Consider the following 20,933-nt stretch of genomic DNA (forward strand, 5'->3'; position numbering starts at 1 on the left):
TGACGCCTATATGAGTCAGTCGGACTCGGACGGCGTGACGCTCTCGGTCCGTGCGGCCGAGAAACGGGACGCCGGCCGTGGCGTCGCTCGCATCCCGGAACTCGCGCGGCGACAGCTAGGGGTGTTGAGCGGCGATACGATCGTCATCGAGGGAGACCAGCGAACGGTCGCCAAGATGTGGCCGGCGGACTCGTCCGTGCCCGAGAACGTCGTCCAGATCGACGCCGATACGCGCGCGAACGCGGGGGTTCACGTCGGAGACTCCGTCACCGTCCGGGCGGCAGAACAGTCGACCATCCGCGAGGCCGACCGAGTGACCCTGTCACCACCCCCCTCGCTCCCGGACGGCCAGCGGAAGGTCGCGGAGCGCGAGGCGTCGAAACACCTCCGGAACCGGCCGGTTCGGGCCGGCGAACAGATCCGCGTCGACGGCGTCGGACAGGAGCCGTTCAGGGTCGTCGATACGACGCCGACCGGTGACGTCCGGATCACGAGTGCGACGACGGTGCGCGTCGTCGGCGCCGACTCGGAGCCGGCGACGGAATCGGTGTCGGACTCAGCGACGAGCGACGGCGACTCCGCCGACCAGCCGAGCGGGCGGACGGCGTCGGGGACGACCGCCGATCGAACGCCCGCGTCAGGGCCGACATACGAGGACATCGGCGGACTGGACGAGGAACTGGAACTCGTCCGGGAGATGATCGAACTCCCGCTGTCGGAGCCGGAACTGTTCCAGCGGCTTGGCGTCGAGCCACCCTCGGGCGTCCTGCTGTACGGCCCGCCCGGGACCGGGAAGACGTTGATCGCGCGCGCCGTCGCCAACGAGGTCGACGCCTACTTCGAGACGATCTCGGGCCCGGAGATCATGTCGAAGTACAAGGGCGAGTCCGAAGAACAGCTCCGGGAGACGTTCGAGCGGGCCCACGAGAACGCGCCGTCGATCGTCTTCTTCGACGAGATCGATTCGATCGCGGGGACTCGCGACGACGACGGCGACGCCGAGAATCGGATCGTCGGGCAACTGCTGACCCTGATGGACGGGCTCGATCCCCGCGGCGAAGTGATCGTCATCGGCGCGACGAACCGCGTCGACGCGATCGATACTGCCCTCCGCCGGGGCGGCCGGTTCGACCGCGAGATCCAGATCGGCGTTCCCGACGAGGCCGGCCGGAAGGAGATCCTCGAGGTCCACACCCGCGGGATGCCGCTGGCGGAGGACGTCAGCATCGACGGGATCGCGAGGCGGACCCACGGGTTCGTCGGTGCGGACTTGGACGCGGTCGCCAGCGAGGCCGCGATGGCCGCGATCCGGACCCGGCCGACCGACGCGGACGAACGCGAGTCGTGGGACCGCGATCCGACGGTCACGAAAGCACACTTCGACAGCGCGCTCGCATCCGTCGAACCCTCCGCGATGCGCGAGTACGTCGCCGAGTCGCCGACGACCGACTTCTCCGACGTCGGCGGACTCGAGGACGCCAAGGCGACCCTCCAGGAGTCGGTCGAGTGGCCGCTGACCTACGATCGACTCTTCGAAGAGACCAACACCGATCCGCCCTCGGGCGTCCTCCTGTACGGCCCGCCCGGAACGGGCAAGACGTTGCTCGCGCGCGCCCTCGCCGGCGAGACGGACGTCAACTTCGTCCGCGTCGACGGCCCGGAGATCGTCGATCGGTACGTCGGCGAGAGCGAGAAGGCCATTCGGAAGGTGTTCGAACGTGCCCGGCAGGCCGCACCCTCGATCGTCTTCTTCGACGAGATCGACGCCATCACGGCCGCCCGCGGCGAGGGCCACGAGGTGACCGAGCGCGTCGTCTCGCAGCTGCTGACGGAACTGGACGGGATGCGGGAGAACCCGAACCTCGTCGTGCTGGCCGCGACGAATCGCAAGGACCAGATCGATCCCGCCCTCTTGCGGCCCGGCCGCCTCGACACCCACGTGCTCGTCGGCGAACCCGATCGCGAGGCCCGGGAGAAGATCCTCGAGGTCCACACCCGCGGGAAGCCTCTCGCCGAGGACGTCGACCTCGACTGGCTGGCCGCCGAACTCGAGGGCTACACGGGGGCCGATCTCGAGGCGCTCGTCAGGACCGCCTCGATGAACGCGATCCGCGAGGTCGCGACCGCGTACGACCCCGAAGCGGCCAACGAGAAGGCCGACGAGGTGGTGATCGAGCGCCGCCACCTCGAGGACGCGCGAGAAGAGACGGGCCGCGCGTAGTCTCGCGCGAAGACGGCGTTTCCCCGCCGCCGTACTCCCGAATATCCGACTCTGTTAAAATCTTTCAATCTTGATAGGAACGGGGTGCTGAATACAGAGCGCGAATGTTGCACGGGCGTAGGCCATTCAGCCGGCTTGAAGCGGTTAACCCAGACTATCCGAAACGGTCTTCTATAATAAAGTGTTATGATATTTAATGAGTTCCTCACCAAACACCAACGAGCGTCCGAATATCGGAACCAATTGGCTCGTTCTTTTCTTTTCAGTTACATTTATTTTCTCGTGGACGCTGTGGCTCCCGAAGGTCGCCGTGGCTTCGGGAATTGAGACAGGAATCGCGGTGGTAGACGACCTGATCGTGGGGGTCGCCCAGATCCCAGAGATCGGGGCGTTTGGCCCTACAGTGGCAGCTGTTCTACTTGTATACTTGCACGCTGGTCGGCACGGGGTTACCCGTCTCCTCAAGCGAGCTATCGACCGTTCATTTCCCCGCTGGTGGTACATACCTGCAGTGGTGCTGTTCCCAGTACTCGCCGTTGGTGCACTGGCTGTAGCCGTTGTCTTGGGAGTTGAACCAACACTTCCCTGGACGGGTGAAGCGTATGTGCTTCCTATCGCGTTCGTCTACATTCTGCTTCTTGGTGGGCCGATGCAGGAGGAATTCGGCTGGCGGGGGTACGCACTCGATCCGCTGATCGAACGGTTTGGTGCATTAGCTGGAAGTCTCGGACTGGGAGTCGTATGGGGCATCTGGCATTTGCCGTGGTTCTACATGCCGTCTATGACGATGTACTATCAGCGCCCGCTTGTGGGCTTCATGATCACGATAACGCTCCTGTCCGTGGTCATGACGTGGGTGTTCCAGAATACTGGTGGGAGCCTCGGACCGATGATCCTGCTCCATGCCTCGTTCAATTGGTCGTTATGGGCGTTTCCCGCAATTGAATCCGACATCGGCGGGCAAGCGTTTATTTTGGTCGTGCTCGCTCTGACACTTCTTATTGTTCTACGGCATGGGATAGTGGATTTCTCATCGCCCAGGTCGGCAGCACCCAGCACGCCAGCGCGATAATCGTCCAGAGAAGTCCTCCATCCCAACCTCCGGTGATTAGCACGTTTCCTCTCTGCTGACTTCATGCTCTCTATTCAGCACAGTGGTTCAAATTTATCACTCACCGAGAATTTCAACAGAGTCGTATATCCCGCGTTCTACGGGATCTGAGCTACTCTTCCTGCCGGGCCGATCGCTCGAGACGTTCTGTGGCGCAAAAGGAGATCGCGTTGTTCGTTCACCGGAGGGCCCAGAGCGGCGTCCTACCTGCACGAAACGGCATCGCTGTGGCACTACAGAACACCGTCACCGGCACTGCTACGCGGCTTCGCTCCCCTCGGAACTGTCGTCCCCCCGATCGTCTTCGACGTCGAGGTCGAGGTCGATGCCCGACGCGGGCGGCGACTCGAGAATCACCGACTCGCCGGCAGTCGTCGACTCACCGACGTCCACCGCGACGTCCTCGAGTTCCACCGACGGCGGGAACAGCACGTCGACGCGGCTCCCGAACGCGATGTGGCCGATTCGCTGCCCTCGATCGAGTTCCTCGTCGGCCTCGACGTAGGGATGGATGCGCCGGGCGAACGCGCCCGCGATGAGCGTGACCGTGGCGTCGTGCGGCGGGACCGCCCCGTCGCCCGTCGAATCGGACTCCGCCGTGGGTTCGGCGTCGTCGGGAGCGTCCGATGAATTGTCTAGGGCGTCGGCCTCGGTCGCCACGCGAACGTGAACCCGCTCGTTCCGATCGGAGTCCTTCGAGAACGCCGGCCTGTTCGCACCCGAGACGTGTTCGACGTCGGCCACGGTCGCGTCGAACGGTGCGCGGACGACGTGGACGTGCCAGACGTTCATGAAGATGCCCAGTCGAACCCGGCCGTCCTCCTCGCGGAGCACCGAGACGTTCCCGTCGCAGGGTGCGACGACGCCCGTCGGCGGCGGGGTCCGATCGGGGTCGCGGAAGAACGCGAGCGCGGCGGCACCGATCGCCGCCGTCACGAGACCGGCAGTCGCGCTGATAAACAGCGCGAAGGGTGCGGCGAGCAGGGGCGGGACGGCGTACTTCCAGGCCCCCGGCGCGAAGTTCATGTCCGAGGCAACGACGGGAAGTCGTATGGCCGTTACGGTGATCGGATCCGGTCAGCGGGCGGCCCGTCAGCGATCCGTCCCGACGCCTCGATACCGATAGCGGCGGCTCCGACGGGCGAATGACGGGACGAAATGGGCCGTGGTGGCCCGGAAGAGGGTGAACGGTACGGAAGAGGTGAATACGTGGAACCGCACGTGAACCTCGGGTGGCCGTCCGCGTAAGCGTGCTGGTACAGTACTCGAACGCGGGAATTCGGGATAGGCTTATTAGGAGATCGATCAGTCCCAGAACGACTGAGTCCGCGCGTACTCGCGTTCCTTCGAGAGGATGTCCCGGTAGAAGTCGTCCTCGTTCTCCCGGAGTTTGCTGATGATCCGGGCGGCGTTGTGTGGGCCGACGCCGCGAGCGGCCATCGCGATCACCGCCTGCTTGCCGTGGCTCTGGACCAGGCTCGCGGCCCGGAAAGCGCGCTCGGTCATCCGCTCTTGCTCCTCGTCTTTCTCCTCGGCGCGGACCGCCTGGACGACCTCGTCGGCCCACGGGTTCAGCGACGCGATCCGGGTCGATCCGCACTCGGGACACTCCGGCTGATCGCGCACGCGCTTGACCTTCGTCCGGACCTTCCACTCCGTGCAGTGCGTACAGAGCAGGATGACCCGATCGTTCTGCAGGCGCTCCTTGACCGTCTCGATGACGCTCGCGTCGGCGTTCTCCGGCGCGAGCAGTTCCTTACCCGAGGAACGGCCGCCCGTGCCGATCGGCGTCCGGCCGCGCTCGGTTACCAGTTCCAGGTCGCCGGACTGGAGGCGTTCGAGCACCCGACGCGCACCGTCGACGTCCAGGTCCTCGTGGAACACCTCGCGCACGGCCTCCTCGTACATCGGGGTGTCCTCCAGCGCCGCGAGCAGGCGCTCGTTCGACATGCGACCCGAGCCCTGCCACCGCTTGAGCGCGCCGAACTTCGCCGAGACCTGGGCGAGGCGAAAGGCGAGCGCGTCCGATCGCTTCAGCCCGAGTTCGACGATCGTCTCGACGTGGTCGGGATCGGTGTCCTCGAGCACCTCGAGCACGTCGCTCGTGGCGATCGACGTCGGCACCTCGAGTTCGATCCGGTAGGGGTCGATCTCGAGCCCGATCGAACTGCCGGCGCGCTGCCCGAGCAGTGCGGAGAGCACGCGGCCGAGCGTCTCGTTGATCTTGTGGCCGAATGAGGCGTTCAGGACTACCGATCGGCCCTGCCGTTCGAGGACGAGCCGGTCCGCGGTGGGCATCGCGACGTCGCCATCGACCTGGCGCTCGAGTTGCTCGCACGCGTCGGTGACCGTGTACTCGTCGGCGGGATACCGGCCCGAGAGTTCCCGACCGACGGCCGCGGCGTCGGCACCCGCTCGAAACTGCGGTTCGGCGACGCCCCGGATCTCGCCGACCTCACCCGCGACCGCGGCCGGGACTGGAATCTCCTGGCCGATCCAGGACGGCACCTCGCCGCCGGGGTCCTCGATCGGGCTGACCTTCACCGTCGCTTCGTCGTCGTCGATTTCCGCGATCCGCCACATCTCGCCGCGCTGGATGAACACCTCGCCGGGCTGGGCGAAGTTGACGACGAACCGCTCGTCTAGGGTCCCGATCCGGGTGCTCGAGGCGATGTCGTGGACCTCGTAGGTCTCCTCGTCGGGGATCATCGAGAGGTTCGCGTAGACGTACTGCCAGGTCCCGCCCGTGGTCTCCAGCCGATCGGCGTCCTCGTCGACCCAGACGATCCGGTTGCGGTGCAGTTCCGAACAGATCTCGCGAATCGTCTCCTCGGCGACGTTCCGGAAGGGATACGCTCGGGTGATCGTCTCCACGGCCTCGCTCACGTGCGTCGCGCCGCGGCTCTGGACGATCGCCGGCACCTGGTTCGCGACGACGTCGAGACTGCCCTCGTGGATGGCCGTGGGTTCGACCTCGCCGGCGCGAGCGCGGCGGGCGATCGCGAGCGCCTCGAACGTGTCGTCGGGCCGGGTCGTCACGATCGTCCCGCTCGAGACCGCGTCCTGGCGGTGGCCCGCGCGGCCGATCCGCTGGAGTAGCCGCGTCACCTGTCGGGGACTCTGATACTGCACCACGTGATCGACGCGCCCGACGTCGATCCCCAGTTCCATCGAGGACGTACAGAGCAGCCCGTCGAGTTCGCCCGCCTTGAAGCGGTCCTCGACGTCGATCCGGGCCTCCTTGGAAAGCGAGCCGTGGTGGACCCCGATCGGGAGGTCGAGTTCCGTGAACCGGGAACCGAGCGCTTCGGCAGTCTGGCGGGTGTTGACAAAGATCAGGGTCGACTCGTGCTCGGCGACGAGGTCCCGGATCAGGCGGACGTGACTGGCCGTCGAGGCGTCCGTGACGAGTTTCCCCGACAGCTCCTCGTCCGCCTCGGTGATCTCGGGGCGGCGAACCGTCACGTCGACGTTGCTCCCGACGTCGATCTCGCGGATCTCGCACGCACGCCCGCCGCTGAGGAAGTTCGCGACCTCCCGTGGCTCGCCGACGGTCGCCGAGAGGCCGATCCGCTGGAACCCGCCGGCGAGGTCGCGCAGGCGCTCGAGACCGATCGAGAGCTGGGCCCCGCGTTTCGACGCCGCGAGTTCGTGGACCTCGTCGATCACGACGTGGGAGACGTCCTGGAGGGCCTCGCGCAGTCGCTCGCCGGTGAGCATCGCCTGCAGGGTCTCCGGCGTCGTCACGAGGACGTCCGGCGGATCCTCGGCCTGTTTGCCCCGCTGGTACTGGGTCGTGTCGCCGTGGCGGACGTCGACCTCGAGGTCGAGATACTCGCCCCACCACTCGAGGCGCTCGCGCATGTCGCGGTTGAGCGCCCGCAGCGGGGTCACGTACAGCGCGCCGAATCCTTCGGGTGGTCCCTCGCCCGCCACGAGATGGTCGAAGACGGGCAACATCGCCGTCTCGGTCTTGCCGCTCCCGGTGGGCGCGATCACGAGGGTGTTCTCGCCCGCGGCGAGCGGCGGAATCGCCAGTCGCTGTGGCGCGGTCGGCGTCGAAAACCCGCGTTCGGAGAGCGCCCCGCGAACCGTCGATCCGAGGTGCGTAAAGGCCGCGACGTCCCCGTCGGTCATCGACGGCCCTAGGATCGAATGGCGGATAAGCGCCACGCTCCCGGCACGATCGATCGCGCCTCGCGATCGCGTTCGACGGTCGACGAACCAGGTCGATCGTCCCCCGATCGGCTCCTCACTGGGCGTTCGACTCGTCGTTCGCTCCCTCCTCCGCGTCGTCGACCAGTTCGTCGGTAATCTCTTCGTCGACAGTCATCTCCCCCGGTTCCGCCGGTTCCTCCACCACGTCGGACGCCGTTCGGTTCTCGAGTTCCTCGCTCGATCGCTCGTCCTCGGTCAGGTCGACGGACGTCCGTTCGTCGTCGACGACCGCATCGTCGGACGCGTCGGAATCGTCCGCGCGTGTGTCGTCCGATTCCGGACCCGATTCGTCCGCTTGCGCATCGTCCGGTTCCGACGGCACATCGTCGGAGCCGTCGCCGGTAGCCGGAACGTCGATCTCGATCGGTTCGCCGTCCGCCAGTTCGACCTCGTCCGGAACGGTCCCCTCGACGCGATCGGCGATCGCCTGGGGGAGCGGGCGGCCGTTTTCTCGGGATTCGAGGTACCGCATCACGACGTACGCGACGCCGGCGAGACCGAAGACCACCGCGGCGTCTCGAAGGTGCTTGCGGAGCGAGGGTGACGTCGACTCCCCGTTCGACGGCTGACGCTCGTCGCCACCTGTCAGAAGAGGCATTGCCGACGGTACGGTCGGCCGCGGGAAGTCGGTTCGGCGTGTGAAAGCAAGCCCTACCCGTTGCTCGCGGGGCGATCGACGGATGAATAACTGCTCTCGACGCCGCTTGGCAGTCGACGGCGATGCCACACGAGTCCGCGGTCTCTACCGAGACATAGAGTGTCCCTAAAGCACCGTATTCGGCAGTTAGATGGACTCTACTGTCCGGTACGCCGTTCATAGTATATATCGGTGCTCACTGACGTTCGGCCAGATGACCAGTCCACACACACGACAGTCATCGTCACCGAACGATCGGACGACGGCGACGCGAATCGAATCGCTTGCGGACGCGGACACGAGATGGTCACCCCCGACCACGGCCGAATCGGCCGCCCGACTCGGTGATCGGCGAGCGCGGATCCGTGACGACACGGGCGTGGAGGCGTAACCATGGTGGGATCGCAACTCAGTGGGTCGATCGACGGGCGCGCTCTCGCCGCTTTCGGCGCGGTTCTGCTCGGTGCGGTCGTCGTCATGGGAGTCGTCTCGGGAACCGCAACCGTTGGCGCCGAGACGACCGCGACGATGCAGGAGAACGTCACCGAGGAGGAGTACGTCGAACCCGCACCCGAGGAGGGTGACGAATACTTCGAGGCAGTCGCGAACGACGACACCTGGATCAGCTACGTGAATCCCCGCGACGAGTACCGGGACCCCTACCTCGGGGACGGCTCCGGAAAAATCTGCGTGACGCTGCTCAACGAGGCCGGCGACCCGATCGCCGGCGAGACCGTCCCGAACACGACCGTGACGATTCCGACGGGCGAAGAACTCGAGTGGCATCCCCACGCCGATCCGATCACCGTGGAGTACCCGGTGACCGACGGCTACGAGCAGCCGCTCGACGCCGACCAGTTCGGGACCAGCGACCTCCCGCAGGGTGACGGCTACATGGACTCCCACTGCATCGAGATGCACGGCCAGCCAGAGGACGCCACGATCGAGTACGGCGAAGCCCAGATCGACGGCGAGTACGCCGACGATATCGAGGTCGTCGGCTACATCCAGCAGCAACCGGCCGGGGATGGCTGGGACACCGACATCGATCCGATCGAAGCCGCCGAGTCCTACGAGGAAGCCGGCGGCGAGTGGGCCTACCAGAGCGAAGACACCCACGGTCAGGTCGTGGTCGTCCTCCAGCTCGATCGCGATCCGGCGGAGTTCGACCAGGGCAACGGCGGTGACGACTCGGACGGCGAGAACGACGAGAACGGGTCGACGGACGACGCCGATCAAAACGAAACCGACGACGCGGACGTCGAGACCGACGGCTCCGACGACGACGGGAGCGACGGGCTCCCCGGCTTCGGCGCGGTCGTCGCGATCGTGGCCCTGGCGGTCGCGGGACTCCTCGCGACCCGTCGGTGACGGGTCGCCGTTCGTCCCGGTGTGCGGTCGCCGGAGACGGTCCGACCCCCACGGGCGACCGGCACCGATCGCCCGAACCAGTGAGAATTTGAGGATCGACGCGAGAGGGTCGACCGATGACCCCGCCAGCCGACTCCGACGATAGCGAGCCAGCAGTGCCCATCCACTGTCCCGACTGCGAGACGACGTCCCGCGTCCCGCTCGCAACGGTCGCCGACGCGGTCGAGCGCCACAACGAACAGCTCCACGACGGAGACGAGGTCGCGCGGGTCGATCCCGACGTGGCGGATCGAATCGCCGATCTGGCCGCCGAGGATCTCGGTCTCCTCGACGGGGCGTAGTCCAAACGATCGCCGACGCCGACGGAACTCCCGGGTTACCGTTTCAGGAACGCGATCAGCCTGTCGACCAGCGATCGATCCGCCTCGTCGGCGGAAACGCGCGTGATGCGACCCTCCTCGTCCGGTTTCTCGCCCATGCGCACGTCAGGCCGTTTCGAATCCATACCCGTCGACTTCCGCACGCCGGGGAACAAGCGTTGCCCCTGCGATTGCGCCCGATCGGGCTACGATGTCTCGTCACCGAACGGGAACCTCCCAGGGGGAATCGATTCGTCGGATTCGCCTCGAGTCGACACACACACGGTTCTACGCACGTATGGCACCCATATGCACGAAGAAGTCGAGTGGATGAACTACGGAGACGATCAGATACTCGAACTGCTGCAGTCCGAGGACGTCTTCGCCCCGGACCACGTCGCCGAGGAGGTCCCCCTGCGGAGTCCGGAAGTCGCCGTCCGGTGTCGTGAACTCGCCAAACACGGCCTGTTGAAAAAGCGGATGGCCGGGATGTACGAGGTCACCGACCTGGGCGATCGGTTCCTCGCGGGCGAGGTCGATCCGGAGGAACTGGCCGCCGATGGAGACGACGAAGACACCGAAACCGAGGACTAGGAGATCGACGCAGGCGGTCGTCGCTGGTCCGTCCCGGTTTCGTCGTCCCCGAACTCGTCCGCCTCGGGATCACGATCGTCGAGCAAGGCGTCGATCACGTCCGTCGCGGCGGGTGCGTACAGCGGCCGGTTGTCGTTGCCACAGCGATCGCTCATCAGGCACGCCGGACAGCCCTCGTCGCGGCCACAGGGGCAGTCGACCATCAACTCGCGAGCGCGGCGGGCGACGGCCTCGTACTCGTCGTAGATACTCCGGGCGAAGCCGACGCCGCCCTCGATCGCGTCGTAGATGAACCAGCCGCTCGTGTCCGACGCGTCGGGGAGCCGATTGGTCGCGAGGCCGCCCAGGTCGGCCGCGTCGACGTTCAACTCGAGCGGCGCGACGGCGATCATCGCGTGCTCGATGGCGTGGATTCCGCCCAGGTAGCCGTGCAGTCGCGGCGGAATCGCCTCGCACTCGTCGTTGTGATAGGCGCTGTGGGCGGTCCGGACCGCGCGGTCGACGTCCTCGGGGACCTCGGCCCAGCACAGTTGCGTGCGCATCGAAAGCGGCGGGACGCCGGTCTCGAGGCCGACGGCGCGAACGTCGCCCGAGCCGACCTCGCGTCGCATGAACGTGCTGTAGTGGATCGTCACCGTGCCGTAGCCGTAGTTGAGCCGAAACGGGCCGACGTCCCGCGATTCGCGGACCTCGGTGTCGTAGATCCGCACCTGTCCCTGCGACTGGGTGTAGTAGTCCACGTCCACGCGTTCGAGTTCGACGACCGGCTGTGGCCGGTCCTCCCGGAGCGCGACGACCTCGTACTGCTCGCCCCGGAACCGGACGATCGCGCCCTCGTGGTAGTCCCGGTAGGCGCGGTCGCGCCCGATCGGTTCGTGGTCGATCGAGCCCTCGCCGACGAGGCGGACCTCGAACGTGTTCCCGCCCGTCGCGTAGAGGCTCACCTCGTCCTGGGGCCGATCGCGGTGCGCGGTGGTGACGCCGCCGGCGAGCGCCCCCTCCAGATCGCCCAGCCGCCGACCGAACTCGACCGCGCGCTCGAGTCGATCGCGCCCGCCGAACCGATCGGCGTCGGCCGTCGTGAGCGGGAGTTCCTGGGCGGCACAGTTGACGTGTCGCCGGTAGACGGGGTTGTTCTCGAGGTCTACCACGGCGTTCTCGTGGTCCGTCTCGAGGACGTACTCGGGGTGTTCGAGGAGGTACCGATCGAGCGTCGCGTGGCTCGGGACGAACACGGAAAGGGCGTCGCGCTCGCCGCGCCCGGAGCGGCCGATCCGCTGCCAGAACGACTGCCGGGAGCCGGGATACCCCTGCAGGACGGTGCCGTCGACGCCCCCGACGTCGATCCCGACCTCGAGCGCGCTCGTCGTCGCCACCCCGTCGAGTCGACCGTCTTTCAGGCGGTTCTCGGTCGCCCGCCGCGACTGCTTGCCGTGGCCGGCGTTGTACGGTTCGAGCGCGGCGGTTCCCTGGTAGGGCAAGCCGGAGTCCCCGAGGAACGACTCGGCCCGATCGACGGCCAGTTCGGTTCCCTTCCGGGAACCACAGAACAGCAACGAGGGCACGTCGTGGTAGCAGAGGTGGGCCCAGACCTCCGGCGCCTCGACGGTCGCGGGCCGTTTCGAGGGCGTCTCCCAGCCGTCGGATGGGGCGGCCGTCTCACCGGCGGCACTGTCGCCCGTCCCGCCGGTTGTCCCGTTCCCGTCCCCGTTCTTCGTGGGCGGATCCCAGAAGACGAGGTCGCGTTCGCCCCGCGGCGATCCGTCCTCGTCGACCACCGTCGCCGGTTCACCCGTGAGTGCCCGGGCGTGGTCGGCGGGGTTGCCGATCGTCGCCGAGGTGAGGACGTACTGGGGGTCGCCGCCGTACCAGTCGACGATCCGCCGGGTGCGCCGGAGGATCCACGCGGCGTGCATCCCGCCGAGTCCCGTCCACGAGTGGGCCTCGTCGACCACGATCAGGTCGCAGTTGGCGTGGAAGGTCGCCCAGCGGTGATGACCCTCGAGGTACTGGTTCAGCCCCGCGAAGTTGGTGATGACCACGTTCGCTTCCTCGCGAATGCGGCGCTTGTCGTCGTGTCTCGTGTCGCCGTCGTAGACGCCGACCGTGACGTCCAGGTCGAGCGTCCCACGGAGCAGGTCGTTCAGTTCGCGTTCCTGGTCCCGGCTGAGCGCCTTCGTCGGGTAGACGATCAGCGCCCGCGTCTCGGGATCCTCGAGGTACCGCCGTGCGATCTGGAGCGCGTACACGTACGTCTTCCCCGACGAGGTCGAGGTCGCCACGCAGACGTTCTCGCCGTCCCCGAGCGCGTTCAGCGCCTCGGCCTGGTGGCTCCAGAGGTCGATCCCGAGCCGCGAGGCGAGGTCCGGCGGGAGTACCTCCGTGGCCGAGACGTGACTGGCCGCCCGCGCCGGGATCGTGATCCGCTCGTCGATCTGGCCGCGATAGCGCCGCGAGGGGTACGTCTCCGGCAACGCGTCGGCGGTCAGCGCGAGTCCGTCGCCGGTGGCCGATTCCTCCCGTCCGTGAGTCCAGTTCTCGTCGCTCATCGTCAGAAGTCACCCAGTCCGGTCTGTGTCGGCTCGTCGCCGTTTGGTGAGTCGATCGACTCGTCAGCCGCCGGCTCGGCGGCCGCGATCGCGTCGTAGACCGCCGCCAGTTCCTGCACGTCGGCCTCGCAGTACCGCCTGATCGCCTCCCAGTCGATCGCGATCGAATCCGGCGACTCGATCGATCGGCGGAGTCGCCGGGCGACCGTCGCCCCATCGATCGCGCCGGCGGCGGCGCCGCGGTCACACCCGATCGCCCCCGCGACGTCCTCGAGTCGGTTCGTTCGACCGGGCAGGTGGGCGTGGTCCTGTCGAACGGCCCAGTCGTACGGATCGCACCTGCGCACGTCCTCGCGCCAGAACTCGGCGAACGCCGGCGCGTAGCGATTCACGAACCGATCGAGGTGTTTGTAGTCGAACTCGTACCCGTTCCAGGCGGCGATCGCGGGCCGATCGTACTCGGCGGCCAGCCACTCGAGGAACGCCCGCGTCGCCGCGCCGGGCTCCTCGCGGGACGGCTCCGTGTCGACGAAGTCGACGTATGCGTCGCGGTCCGGGTCGTAGACGCCGATCAGGGGAATCACCGTCGGCGAGAGGCCGTCGGTCTCGATGTCGACGAACAGCGGCTCTCGCTCCGCCGGCGGAACGGGCTCCGACGAGCGGCGAACGACCCGCCCGTCGGCGAGCGCGCGGGCACTGGCCCGCATCGTTCGTGCCGTCGCGTCGCCGACGCCCCGGACCGATCGCAACGCCGCCGGCGACGCGTCGGCGACGGCCGCCCGGGAGTCGAACCCCCCATCGCGGAGTCGGCGCGCCGTCGTCGGCCCGACGCCGTCGAGAGCCTGCAGACCGAACCGATCCGCCGGGACGGACGAGACCGAGACGGCACCATCCGTGGCGCATCTGAGACAGGCCAGTTCCGGCGCCCCCGATCGGCGTATCGGCCCGAGCCCCCGAACGGGGAGTCGAACGTCCCGGCCATCGGCGGTCGCCGTCCACACGTGCGCGTAATTCGCCGGGAGCGATCCGGTGAGGAACGTCGTCTCGGTCGCCGATCGGGCCTGGTAGCGGGCGATCACGTCGCGACCCTCGAGGGTAGCTTCCATGGCGACCTCGTCGGCCCGCGTCTCGACGTCGTCACAGACGACGTAGTCGGCGTCCGCAGGGACCTCGGGCTCCGTCGCGGTGCCACCGTTCGGATCGGCGTCCGAGAGCGCGGCGAGTCGCGAGGCGAACCCGATCGTGACGCCGTCGACGGTCTCCGATCGAGCCGACGCGGAGCCGCCGGGATCGAAGACCGGTCCGTCGAACGCCCGGCGAAGTCGGCTGATCGTCCGGACGTCCATCCCGTCGCGGACGACGGCGACGAGATCGGGGTCGAACACGGTGAGAACGTCGGCCAGTCGCTCCGCCGCAGGCGGGCCGCCGGCCGGTCCGGCGAGCGCGTCACAGCGCACGGCGAGCACCGCCGCGCCCGCGTCGTGTTCGACGGTCATACGCCTACGGTGAGAGCGATCGCTGAAAAGCGTTTGCGATGGGATGAGCGTGACGGACCGCCGAGGGCCACAGTCGGCGCGGGCGGCCGTCCGACACACTCACTCCGGGATTGGCCGCCGCGTGTCCACCACGCGCACGCCCCGTCCGGCGACGCGGATCTCCGCCCATCCCGGCAGTTCGTCCGGGTCGATCGGGACGAGCATGAGCAGGGCACCGTCGCCGGTCCCGACGAGTCGTCGCTCCGGCGATCGCTGTCGCATGCACCGGTTCCACTCCCCGGTACTGAGTCGTCTCCGCACCTGCCACTCGGTATAGTATCGGCCGTTCGACCCCGCGAAGAGCGCGTCGACCGGCACGTTCACTGACACGCGTCGGTCACCTCCAGCCACGCCGTCGGCCCTCGCCTACGTCGAATCGGCCGTCGCCTACGTCGAAACACCATTCATTCCCGGTCGAACGATGAGCGGATGACCGGATCGGTGCTCGGGTTCACATACGAGACCTTTAAGATTCCGTGACTATCACGACTGCCTGAACGCCGCCGGATCATCGAAGAGGTCGGCACGTAGTTCGGATCCAATCACTCCGGAAGTTCATACACCCTTATGTATTGTAGATTTGAATCAAGAGTATGTCCGCTCTGCAATCCCTTCGGCCTGCGATTAGCGGCGTGGTTCGGAACCCGATCCTGCTGGTCATTACGGGCCTCTACGGGCTCGTCCAGCTGCCACAACTGGCCCTGCAGGAACAGGATCCGCTGCTGGCGACTGCAGTCTCGCTGGGGGTGACCGGTCTGATGATCTTTCTGCTGCCGTTCTTCCAGGGCGGGGTCATCGGGATGGCCAGCGAAGCGATCGCCGGCCGAACGACCCTCGGAACGCTCCTCCGATCGGGCAAGTCGAATTACGTCTCCTTGCTGCTGGCGTATTTCGTCTTGCTCGCGGTGAACTTCGCGTTCGGCATGTTCGTCTTCTTCGGCATCCTGATCGGCGGCGTGAGCGTCGTCGCCGGCGGCGGCGAGCCGGGAATCGCCGTGCTCGCAGTGCTGGGGCTCTTCGGGCTCGTGGCGCTCCTCGGCTACCTGCTGGTGACCTTCTTCGTCCAGTTTTACGCCCACGCGATCGTCCTCAGCGATACCGATCTCGTCGGCGGCTTCAAGACGAGCGTCGGTCTCGTCCGGGACAACATCCTGAGCGTCGTCGGCTACACGGCCGTTCTTCTGTGCGGCAGTGCGATCCTCGGCGGCGTCGGCGTGGGGGCGTCGTTCCTCTTCACCGCCGACCAGTCGACCGGGGTACCCGTTCCCGAACTCTCGCTTCCGGTGCTCGTCGCTGCCGGGGTCGCGTATCTGGTCGCGGTTGCGATCGGCGGCGCGTTCTACGCGACGTACTCGGTCGCGTTCTACCAGAATATCCGGTCCGACGATCGGCGACCGTCGACGACCGGGTACTGACGGGGTCCGGTCGGATCGTCAGTCTCGCCGGTAGTACGCGACGACGGCGTCGAACAGTTTCGCCTCCGCGCGGCGGCGGTGGTCCTCCGCCGTCCGCCGATCGATCCCGACGGTCTCGGCGATGGCCGCCATCGACGTCTCCCGCGGCGACTGGTAGTAGCCGCGCTCGACGGCCAGGGTGAACACCTGCTGCTGGCGCTTCGTGAGCGACGGCAACACGCGATCGAGTCCGAGCGGAGACTCGGCCGCCACCCCGTCGACGTCCGGGTCGAGGGCGCGCTTCTCGGCGACGGTCACGTCGAACGCGTCCTGGAGCGACCGGTAGAGGGCCGTGAGCCGATCGGCCGACAGCGCGAGCACGCGACAGCACCGCGTGCCCGCCTCGTACCGAAGCGGCGGGAGGAGGACGCACCCGCTGTCGGCGAGGTGGGCGTCGACGGTCGGTTCGTCCGTCCCGCGAACGCAGTCGGTCGTGACGACGACCGCGCGATCGCCCGCCACCAGCGCGTCGTCGACGCCCGCGATCTCGTCGACGCGGTCGCAGATCCGATCGACGTCGTCCGGCGACCCGCGGACGCGCAACAGGTCTGCGTGGTCGTTACACCAGAGCGCGATCGTCGCGTCGAACTCGTCGGTGATCGCCGCGAAGCCGCCCGTTCCCGACAGGCGAAAGGTGACCTCGTGCACGGGGTCGATATCGGCGGCCAGTAATAAAAGCATAGGCGCATGCCCACCACACGGCCTTGGAACTGAGTGACGAACTCCGACGCATGCAGGAGTCCGATTCCCGCGACTCGCCGATCGGTGAGCCCAGCGACCAGTGGCGCGAGTACCGTGGCGCGCCGACCGGGACCGATCGGGAGTGTCGCGGCTGGCGCCAAGAAGCCGCGCTACGCATGCTGAACAACAACCTCGACCCCGAGGTGGCCGAGAATCCCGAAGACCTGGTCGTCTACGGGGGAACCGGTCGCGCGGCCCGATCGTGGGACGCCTACGACGCGATCTGTGCGGAACTGCGCGACCTGGGCGAGGAGGAGACGCTACTCGTCCAGTCCGGCAAGCCCGTCGGCCGGTTCGAAACCCACGAGCGAGCGCCACGCGTGTTGATCGCCAACTCCAACCTCGTGGGCAAGTGGGACGACTGGGAACACTTCCACGAACTCGAGGCGAAGGGACTGATCATGTACGGCCAGATGACCGCCGGCTCGTGGGCCTACATCGGCACGCAGGGGATCATCCAGGGGACCTACGAGACGCTCGCGGAGCTGTCGACCCAGCACTACCCCGACACCGAGGGGTTACAGGGCAAGATCGTCGTCACGGGCGGCCTCGGCGGCATGGGCGGCGCGCAACCGCTCGCGGTAACGATGAACGGCGGCGTCTGCATCGCCGCGGAGGTCGACGAAGCGCGGATCGATCGCCGTCTGGAGACGGACTACTGCCAGGAGAAGACCGACGACCTGGACGCGGCGATCGAACGCGCCGAAGCCGCGGCCGAGGCCGGAGAACCCTACAGCGTCGGCGTCCACGTGAACGCCGCTGACATGCTCGAAGCCATGCTCGATCGGGGGTTCGTCCCGGACGTGGTGACCGACCAGACGAGCGCCCACGACGAACTCGAGGGGTACTACCCGTCCGGCTACACCGTCCCGGAGGCCGATCGGCTCCGAGAGGACGATCCCGACGAGTACGTCGCGGAGAGTCTCGCGACGATGGAACGGCACGTCGACGCGATCCTCGAGATGCAGGACGCGGGCGCGATCGCGTTCGAGTACGGGAACAACATCCGGGGACAGGTCGCCGACCACTGCGATCACGACGCGGCGTTCGACTATCCCGGGTTCGTCCCCGCGTACATCCGGCCGCTGTTCTGCCGCGGGAAGGGACCGTTCCGCTGGGTCGCACTGTCGGGCGAGCCGGCGGACATCCACCGGACCGACGAGGCGGTCAAAGCGCTGTTCCCGGAGAAAGAGCACCTGCACCGCTGGATCGATCTCGCACAGGAACGCGTCGCGTTCCAGGGACTCCCGTCGCGGGTGTGCTGGCTGGGATACCAGTCAGGCGACGATCCCGACGGACTTACCGAGCGCGCACGCTTCGCGCTCCGGATCAACGACCTCGTCGCCGACGGGGAGATTGCAGCGCCGATCGTCGTCACGCGGGACCACCTCGACGCGGGTTCGGTCGCGAGTCCGAACCGGGAGACGGAAGCCATGCAAGACGGCTCCGACGCGGTGGCCGACTGGCCGATCCTGAACGCCCTGCTCAACTGTGCGGCGGGGGCGGACATCGTGAGCGTCCACGACGGCGGCGGGGTCGGGATCGGTAACGCGATCCACGCGAACAACCACGTGGTCCTCGACGGGAGCGACCTCGCGGCGGAGAAAGCCCGCCGCGTCTTCACTGCCGACCCGGGAATGGGCGTCGTCCGCCACGCCGACGCCGGCTACGAGGCCGCGATCGAGGAGGCCAGCGAGTCGGGCGTACACGTCCCGATGGAGGACCGCGAATGACGGTGAACGGGGCGACGTTCGTCACTCATCCCGACTGGGCCGACGCCGGCGGGTGGAACGGCGCGGCGCGATCGGCCGATCCGAACGACGAACTGTTCGGCCACGTCGTCGCCGACGTGGCGCTGGACCGAGTTGACGAGGCCGGCGTCGACGCGGTGCTCGTCGGCGAACCCTACGACGGTGCCGTCATCGGCCGCCGAGGAGCGCGCGAGGCCCCCGTCGAGATCCGCCGCTCGCTCGCGCGGACGAAGACCCACCACGTCGACGGCGGGCCGGTCCGATCGATCGGCGACCTCGGGGACCTCTGCTCGCTGGTCGCGGCCGACGATCACGAGCGCGGTGACGACGATCGACCCGTCCGCGCGGTCCAGACCGACGTACGGACGGCGACCGATCGCGTCCACGATGCCGACCCGCTCCCGGTCTTCCTCGGCGGCGACAACTCGCTCACGTATCCAAACGTCGCGCCCCTGCTCGATCGGGGGTCGGTCGGCGTGGTCAGCCTCGACGCCCACTTCGACGTGCGCGAGGTCAGGAACGGCGCGGGCCCGTCGAGCGGCACCCCCTACCGCCAGCTCTTCGAGGCGGGTCTCGATCGGTACGCCTGTCTCGGCGCGCGACACTTCGAGAATTCGACGGCGTACCACGAGTTCGTTCGCGAACGCGGTGGCGAGATCGTCACCGCCGAGGAGGTCGAAGACAATCCCGTAGACGCCACGATGCGGGCGCTCGACGCGATGGACGACGTCGATCGGCTCTACGTCAGCGTCGACTGTGACGTGCTCGACGCGAGCGCCGCACCGGGAGTGAGCGCGCCGACGCCGGGCGGGATCACGTCCCGGGAACTGTTCCGCTGTCTCCGAGTCCTCGCCGGCGACGATCGGCTCGCCGGCGTCGAGGTCGTCGAGTGCGCCCCGCCGCTCGATCGGGACGGGCTGACCGTCGACGCCGCGGCGCGGGCAGTGGCCCACGCACTCGCCGGCTACGTGGAGGGACGACGATGAGCGGGGCCGACACGCCGTCGAGCGACGATCCGGCCGACGACGGGACCTGCGTCGTCTACGATGCCGGCGAACTCGTCGTCGGTCCCGCCGCGGGCACCGACGAATCGCGGGCCGGCGACGGCTCACGAGCGATCGGCGACCGGGCGGCCGACGGACCGCTGGAGATCCGCGAGGACGCCGCGTTCGCCGCGATCGACGGCGAAGTCGTCGCCGTCGGACCGACCGACGAGATCACGCGCGAGTATCCGCCCGAGAGCGCCGCCACGGCGATCGACGCCGGCGGGAACGCGGTCGTCCCGGGGTTCGTCGATCCGCACACCCACGCCGTCTTCGCGGGCGATCGATCGGACGAGTTCACGGCCAAACTCCGGGGGAAGAGCTACCAGGAGATCCTCGCGGAGGGCGGCGGCATCCTGCGGACGGTCCGTGCGACCAGGGCGGCCAGCGACGCGACCCTGCGCGAGAACCTGCGCGCACACCTCGACGTCATGCTCGCCCACGGGACCACCACTGTCGAGGTCAAGTCGGGGTACGGCCTCGACGCCGAGACCGAACTGCGACTGCTCGAGGCGATCGATCGCGTCGCCGACGCGCACCCGATCGACGTCGTGCCGACGTTCATGGGTGCCCACGCGGTGCCCGAGGGGCGGGAGGCCGACGAGTACGTCGACCGGGTGGTCGAGGAACAGCTTCCGGCCGTCGCCGAGCAGGGGATCGCCGAGTTCTGCGACGTCTTCTGTGAGGCCGACGTCTTCGACGTCGCCCAGTCGCGGCGCGTGCTGGAGGCGGGCGAAGCGGCCGGGCTCACCCCGAAGATCCACGCGGAGGAGTTCACCCGCCTCGGCGGAGCACAGTTGGCCGCCGACCTCGGAGCCGCGAGCGCGGATCACCTGCTCCACGCGACCGAAGAAGATGCGGCGGCGCTCGCGGCGGCCGACGTCGTTCCCGTGCTCCTGCCCGCGACGGCGTTCGGCCTCGGCGAGGCGTACGCCGACGCCCGGGCCTTCCTCGATGCGGGCGCACCCGTCGCGCTCGCGACGGACTTCAACCCGAACTGTCACGCCCGTACGATGGAGTTCGTCCAGACGCTCGCTGCCGTCGAGATGGGGCTCACGCCGGCCGAGGCGCTTCGCGGGGCGACCCACGACGCGGCGCTCTCGATCGATCGCGAGGACGGGACCGGAACCCTCCGCGAGGGCGCGCCGGCGGACGCCGTGGTGCTCGAAGCCCCGTCGATCGCGCACCTCGCGTACCGGTTCGATACGTCCGCCGTCGACACGGTCATCAAAGCGGGCGTCGAGGTGGACCCATGACCACCGTCACGCGATCGGCAGGACCCGTTCGATCGGACTGCCGACAGAACGAGATGAAAGAGCGAGCCCCGGCGGGGGCGATCGAACGGGGAG

The 20,933-nt window shown here is 67.9% G+C and carries 17 protein-coding genes; 9 read left to right on the plus strand and 8 right to left on the minus strand.

Features of this window, described 5'->3' with window-relative positions; all coding sequences use genetic code 11:
- The first annotated feature begins 10 nt into the window (after positions 1-10).
- On the plus strand, positions 11-2,221 hold the full coding sequence (locus tag MUN73_RS22285) for an AAA family ATPase (protein ID WP_250142717.1): 2,211 nt from the start codon (positions 11-13) through the stop codon (positions 2,219-2,221).
- 196 nt (positions 2,222-2,417) lie between these two features.
- Positions 2,418-3,293, plus strand: coding sequence for a CPBP family intramembrane glutamic endopeptidase (locus tag MUN73_RS22290; RefSeq protein WP_250142718.1), 876 nt, complete (start codon positions 2,418-2,420; stop codon positions 3,291-3,293).
- A gap of 297 nt (positions 3,294-3,590) precedes the next feature.
- On the opposite strand, the gene MUN73_RS22295 is transcribed toward MUN73_RS22290, so the two are convergent.
- From MUN73_RS22295 to MUN73_RS22305, 3 genes are all read right to left on the minus strand, one after another.
- A complete protein-coding gene (locus tag MUN73_RS22295) occupies positions 3,591-4,358 on the minus strand; it encodes a protein sorting system archaetidylserine decarboxylase (RefSeq protein ID WP_250142719.1) in 768 nt (255 codons plus the stop codon).
- Positions 4,359-4,637: 279 nt separating this feature from the next.
- Positions 4,638-7,469: a DEAD/DEAH box helicase gene (locus tag MUN73_RS22300; protein WP_250142720.1), complete on the minus strand. Its 2,832-nt coding sequence runs from the start codon at positions 7,467-7,469 to the stop codon at positions 4,638-4,640.
- Positions 7,470-7,584: 115 nt separating this feature from the next.
- Positions 7,585-8,148 (minus strand): hypothetical protein, encoded by a 564-nt coding sequence (locus MUN73_RS22305; protein ID WP_250142721.1) that lies wholly within the window; start codon positions 8,146-8,148, stop codon positions 7,585-7,587.
- Positions 8,149-8,580: 432 nt separating this feature from the next.
- On the opposite strand from MUN73_RS22305, the gene MUN73_RS22310 reads away from it, so the two are divergent.
- Positions 8,581-9,558, plus strand: coding sequence for a PGF-CTERM sorting domain-containing protein (locus MUN73_RS22310; protein WP_250142722.1), 978 nt, complete (start codon positions 8,581-8,583; stop codon positions 9,556-9,558).
- A 116-nt stretch (positions 9,559-9,674) separates the two neighbouring features.
- Positions 9,675-9,899: a DUF8149 family protein gene (locus MUN73_RS22315; protein ID WP_250142723.1), complete on the plus strand. Its 225-nt coding sequence runs from the start codon at positions 9,675-9,677 to the stop codon at positions 9,897-9,899.
- A 35-nt stretch (positions 9,900-9,934) separates the two neighbouring features.
- Here the strand turns inward: MUN73_RS22315 and MUN73_RS22660 are convergent, their stop codons facing one another.
- Positions 9,935-10,063, minus strand: a complete 129-nt coding sequence (locus MUN73_RS22660) for a hypothetical protein (RefSeq protein WP_265339348.1) — start codon at positions 10,061-10,063, stop codon at positions 9,935-9,937.
- A gap of 163 nt (positions 10,064-10,226) precedes the next feature.
- Between MUN73_RS22660 and MUN73_RS22320 the strand changes: the two genes are divergently transcribed.
- The gene (locus MUN73_RS22320; RefSeq protein WP_250142724.1) at positions 10,227-10,511 is read left to right on the plus strand and encodes a hypothetical protein; all 285 of its coding nucleotides are present in this window, start codon (positions 10,227-10,229) and stop codon (positions 10,509-10,511) included.
- Here the strand turns inward: MUN73_RS22320 and MUN73_RS22325 are convergent.
- The 3 genes from MUN73_RS22325 to MUN73_RS22335 all read right to left on the minus strand — a co-directional run bounded on the left by MUN73_RS22325 (position 10,508) and on the right by MUN73_RS22335 (position 14,925).
- Entirely contained in the window at positions 10,508-13,060 is a 2,553-nt protein-coding gene (locus MUN73_RS22325; RefSeq protein WP_250142725.1) for a DEAD/DEAH box helicase, read from the minus strand. The genes MUN73_RS22320 and MUN73_RS22325 overlap by 4 nt on opposite strands.
- A gap of 2 nt (positions 13,061-13,062) precedes the next feature.
- Positions 13,063-14,556 carry a ribonuclease H-like domain-containing protein gene (locus MUN73_RS22330; RefSeq protein WP_250142726.1) on the minus strand — a complete coding sequence of 498 codons (1,494 nt, stop codon included), beginning with the start codon at positions 14,554-14,556 and terminating at the stop codon, positions 13,063-13,065.
- Between the two features lie 99 nt (positions 14,557-14,655).
- Positions 14,656-14,925, minus strand: coding sequence for a hypothetical protein (locus MUN73_RS22335; protein ID WP_250142727.1), 270 nt, complete (start codon positions 14,923-14,925; stop codon positions 14,656-14,658).
- Between the two features lie 263 nt (positions 14,926-15,188).
- Between MUN73_RS22335 and MUN73_RS22340 the strand changes: the two genes are divergently transcribed.
- Positions 15,189-16,010, plus strand: coding sequence for a DUF7847 domain-containing protein (locus tag MUN73_RS22340; RefSeq protein WP_250142728.1), 822 nt, complete (start codon positions 15,189-15,191; stop codon positions 16,008-16,010).
- An 18-nt stretch (positions 16,011-16,028) separates the two neighbouring features.
- Here the strand turns inward: MUN73_RS22340 and MUN73_RS22345 are convergent, their stop codons facing one another.
- Entirely contained in the window at positions 16,029-16,697 is a 669-nt protein-coding gene (locus MUN73_RS22345; protein WP_250142729.1) for a helix-turn-helix domain-containing protein, read from the minus strand.
- Positions 16,698-16,780: 83 nt separating this feature from the next.
- On the opposite strand from MUN73_RS22345, the gene hutU reads away from it, so the two are divergent.
- From hutU to hutI, 3 genes are read left to right on the plus strand one after another with little or no spacing between them, the layout of a single operon-like run.
- Positions 16,781-18,523 carry a urocanate hydratase gene (gene hutU / locus MUN73_RS22350; protein WP_250142730.1) on the plus strand — a complete coding sequence of 581 codons (1,743 nt, stop codon included), beginning with the start codon at positions 16,781-16,783 and terminating at the stop codon, positions 18,521-18,523.
- Positions 18,520-19,527 (plus strand): formimidoylglutamase, encoded by a 1,008-nt coding sequence (gene hutG / locus MUN73_RS22355; RefSeq protein WP_250142731.1) that lies wholly within the window; start codon positions 18,520-18,522, stop codon positions 19,525-19,527. Before hutU ends, hutG begins: the two co-directional genes overlap by 4 nt.
- Positions 19,524-20,840, plus strand: a complete 1,317-nt coding sequence (gene hutI, locus MUN73_RS22360) for an imidazolonepropionase (protein WP_250142732.1) — start codon at positions 19,524-19,526, stop codon at positions 20,838-20,840. Before hutG ends, hutI begins: the two co-directional genes overlap by 4 nt.
- The last annotated feature ends 93 nt before the right edge of the window (positions 20,841-20,933 follow it).

The sequence above is a fragment of the Halosolutus amylolyticus genome, assembly GCF_023566055.1.
GTDB classification, from domain to species: Archaea; Halobacteriota; Halobacteria; order Halobacteriales; family Natrialbaceae; genus Halosolutus; species Halosolutus amylolyticus.

What these genes read in the sequence shown, in the direction of transcription:
- MUN73_RS22285 (WP_250142717.1), top strand. Translation starts at nt 11, where the DNA reads ATGAGTCAGTCGGACTCGGACGGCGTGACGCTCTCGGTCCGTGCGGCC.
- MUN73_RS22290 (WP_250142718.1), top strand. Translation starts at nt 2,418, where the DNA reads ATGAGTTCCTCACCAAACACCAACGAGCGTCCGAATATCGGAACCAAT.
- MUN73_RS22295 (WP_250142719.1), bottom strand. Translation starts at nt 4,358, where the DNA reads ATGAACTTCGCGCCGGGGGCCTGGAAGTACGCCGTCCCGCCCCTGCTC.
- MUN73_RS22300 (WP_250142720.1), bottom strand. Translation starts at nt 7,469, where the DNA reads ATGACCGACGGGGACGTCGCGGCCTTTACGCACCTCGGATCGACGGTT.
- MUN73_RS22305 (WP_250142721.1), bottom strand. Translation starts at nt 8,148, where the DNA reads ATGCCTCTTCTGACAGGTGGCGACGAGCGTCAGCCGTCGAACGGGGAG.
- MUN73_RS22310 (WP_250142722.1), top strand. Translation starts at nt 8,581, where the DNA reads ATGGTGGGATCGCAACTCAGTGGGTCGATCGACGGGCGCGCTCTCGCC.
- MUN73_RS22315 (WP_250142723.1), top strand. Translation starts at nt 9,675, where the DNA reads ATGACCCCGCCAGCCGACTCCGACGATAGCGAGCCAGCAGTGCCCATC.
- MUN73_RS22660 (WP_265339348.1), bottom strand. Translation starts at nt 10,063, where the DNA reads ATGGATTCGAAACGGCCTGACGTGCGCATGGGCGAGAAACCGGACGAG.
- MUN73_RS22320 (WP_250142724.1), top strand. Translation starts at nt 10,227, where the DNA reads ATGCACGAAGAAGTCGAGTGGATGAACTACGGAGACGATCAGATACTC.
- MUN73_RS22325 (WP_250142725.1), bottom strand. Translation starts at nt 13,060, where the DNA reads ATGAGCGACGAGAACTGGACTCACGGACGGGAGGAATCGGCCACCGGC.
- MUN73_RS22330 (WP_250142726.1), bottom strand. Translation starts at nt 14,556, where the DNA reads ATGACCGTCGAACACGACGCGGGCGCGGCGGTGCTCGCCGTGCGCTGT.
- MUN73_RS22340 (WP_250142728.1), top strand. Translation starts at nt 15,189, where the DNA reads ATGTCCGCTCTGCAATCCCTTCGGCCTGCGATTAGCGGCGTGGTTCGG.
- hutU (WP_250142730.1), top strand. Translation starts at nt 16,781, where the DNA reads ATGCAGGAGTCCGATTCCCGCGACTCGCCGATCGGTGAGCCCAGCGAC.
- hutG (WP_250142731.1), top strand. Translation starts at nt 18,520, where the DNA reads ATGACGGTGAACGGGGCGACGTTCGTCACTCATCCCGACTGGGCCGAC.
- hutI (WP_250142732.1), top strand. Translation starts at nt 19,524, where the DNA reads ATGAGCGGGGCCGACACGCCGTCGAGCGACGATCCGGCCGACGACGGG.